The sequence below is a fragment of the Enterobacter cloacae complex sp. IR5418 genome, assembly GCF_049238105.1.
Classification (GTDB): Bacteria; Pseudomonadota; Gammaproteobacteria; order Enterobacterales; family Enterobacteriaceae; genus Enterobacter; species Enterobacter hormaechei.
Map to the genome: position 1 here is coordinate 1 of NZ_JBMKHS010000093.1, position 2522 is coordinate 2522.

Here is a 2522-nt window from a genome sequence, read left to right on the forward strand (position 1 = left end):
GCTCCATCAGCAAAAGGGGATGATAAGTTTATCACCACCGACTATTTGCAACAGTGCCTCTACTCTTGCCACAGGTTTACGAGTAGGTGATTTGGGAGGAAGCGTCTTAGCCTTTGAAGTTGGCGCGAAGGAGAGAATGGCACTCCGTGCAACGCATTAATTACCGCGGATATCCGCCATCACCTACTTGCGCCTGTGTGTACCATTTCATCAGCTCTGCAGTTCCCGGCTCGTTTTCGGCGGGGGCCCATGGGGCGGCATCTTGATCAGCAACAGGCTGGTACCTACCGTGTTTTACCTCAAAAATAACGCCGCCTTCATCCAGTGACAATACGGTATGCCAGGTGCCTGCATCCATCTCCAGCACTTTACAGTCCTCACCTAACACGACGCGCTGGGTCAGGTTACCCAGGTCATCAAAGTTCAATACCAAAAAGCGACCGGTAAGGGATGTCAGCAGTTCAAAAGTATGCGGGTGGCGATGAGGGCGAACATAAGTTCCCGGTTCCATAGCAATAGCCAGACGCTGCACCGGGTCGCTCAATTCAGGGTGGAAATTATGATGGGCACGTAAGCGGGGGGAATTTGCGGCTTGTGCGCTTTGCTTGCGTAGGTCGTTGAAAGTAAGTTGTTTCATATTATAAGCCTTATTGCATTCTTGCAGCTTACGGCAACCAGGTTGCCGTAAGGCTTTTTGTTATACTAACAATCGATTAGCCACGGCATTCGCGGAACAAATCGCGGTCAGGATTATAGACGCTGGTGCTTACGTCCCACAGCCCCAAAATCGATGAGAACAGGTTGTCGTGGGAATATGATTTTTTCGCCGCATTATTTTCAAGGCAAGACATGTTGATGTGTTTCCCGGCGATAAAGCCCGGTGACATCCAGACCTGCATCGGAATATGCGTCTGCTGATCCGGTGCCAGTTTGTACGGCGTGCCGTGCAGATATAGCCCGCTTTCGCCCAATGATTCACCATGATCGGACACATAAAGCAGCACGGTGTTGTACTGATCGCTGTAATTTTTTAGCTTTTCAATCATCTCAGCTAATACATAGTCTGTATAACGAAGGGTGTTGTCGTAGGTGTTGACCAATTGTTCCTGAGTACAGTTTTCGATATCGCTACGTGCACATTCGGGCATGAAGTGGCGATGCTCAGCCGGATAACGCAGGTAATAAGTCGGTCCATGGCTGCCAATGATATGGAAGGCGACAAGCTTATCACCTGGCATTTTGGCGATTTCATCATCAAGGTTTTCCAGCATCACCTCGTCATGGCACGTTTTGCCATCGCACAGTTTCGGGTTATCACTAGGCTTAATTTCGACAGTCGGGATGCGGCTACATACGCCTTTACAACCGCCATCGTTCTCTTTCCATAACAGCGAGACACCGGTTTTCTGCACGATGTCGAGGAAATTTTCACTGTTAGATGCTTTTTTACTGTCGTACTCGGTGCGATTCATATTCGAGAACATGCACGGAACGGATATTGCGGTAGCGGTACCGCAGGAATGCATATTTTTAAACGAAATAACGCCGCCGGATTTGCTGGTAAAGGCATTGGTATCACGCGAATAACCGTTCATCGAGAAATTCTGGCTGCGTGCCGTTTCGCCAATCACCAGGAACATCAGCGTGGGTTTTTCGTGAGCGACGACGCGTTTAGCATCATTCCCCAGCGTCTGGAAAGGCACTTTAGTCGTAAAGTACGTATCCTTAACATACTGGAAAGTGCTGTAAGCGTAGTTCGCCGGGATGATCTCTTTATTCAATGTCGAGTTATTGCGGCCGACAGAGGCATAATCCTGATAATAAAGTGCGGCAACACCTGCAATCAAACTCAACGATGCCAGCACGGAGAGCAAACGGTAAGCAATGCCTTTATACCATTTTTCAGGATATTGAATTTTTATTGAAAAAAGGAGGATGGCAGGAAGGATACCGGTAAAGACGAACCATATAATAATTGAGCCATTAAGATAGGAATGCGCTTCCTGGGGGTTAGTTTCAATAATGTTTTGAATCATCGTTTGATCAAACATTACTTTATATTTTAGTGTCGAATAACTGACCAGTGAGCCAGTGATAAACAGTAAAGCAAAGAAAGGTTTCAGCAGAAAACGAACTGAGAAAGGCATAAAAACAACGTTAAGCGCCGCAACCAGAACAAAGGGAATAGAAATGACAAAACCAATTTTGACATGCTCTAAATGCGACAAAATCTCGTAAAAATGCAGCAATATTGGCCAGTTAAGTAAAAACGCAAAGATCATTGCCAGAAGTAAAACCAGCGGAATAACTTTCACCCTGAAAAGTACAGGCATTAACACCTCCGGAAAATAGTAAACCAGTAAAAACATTGATGATAATTACAACAATTCAATCTAATATTATGATTGCCTTATTCGCTGCAAAGCAGAGATTATCATTCTGAAATCTTAGGTTAACCTTAACGAGGCTTTGTTGAATAAATCAGATTTCGGGTAAGTCTCCCCCGTAGCGGGTTGTGTTTT

2 protein-coding genes are annotated in these 2522 nt (G+C 45.8%); both read right to left on the reverse strand.

The features are described from left to right. Positions 1 to 160: 160 nt before the first annotated feature. Complete coding sequence (locus ACOTX7_RS24160; RefSeq protein ID WP_001572372.1) at positions 161 to 637, reverse strand: WbuC family cupin fold metalloprotein; 477 nt, start codon at positions 635 to 637, stop codon at positions 161 to 163. A 76-nt stretch (positions 638 to 713) separates the two neighbouring features. Further along, positions 714 to 2333, reverse strand: a complete 1620-nt coding sequence (locus ACOTX7_RS24165; protein WP_001572373.1) for a phosphoethanolamine--lipid A transferase MCR-9.1 — start codon at positions 2331 to 2333, stop codon at positions 714 to 716. Positions 2334 to 2522: the final 189 nt, after the last annotated feature.

What these genes read in the sequence shown, in the direction of transcription:
- ACOTX7_RS24160 (WP_001572372.1), bottom strand. Translation starts at nt 637, where the DNA reads ATGAAACAACTTACTTTCAACGACCTACGCAAGCAAAGCGCACAAGCC.
- ACOTX7_RS24165 (WP_001572373.1), bottom strand. Translation starts at nt 2,333, where the DNA reads ATGCCTGTACTTTTCAGGGTGAAAGTTATTCCGCTGGTTTTACTTCTG.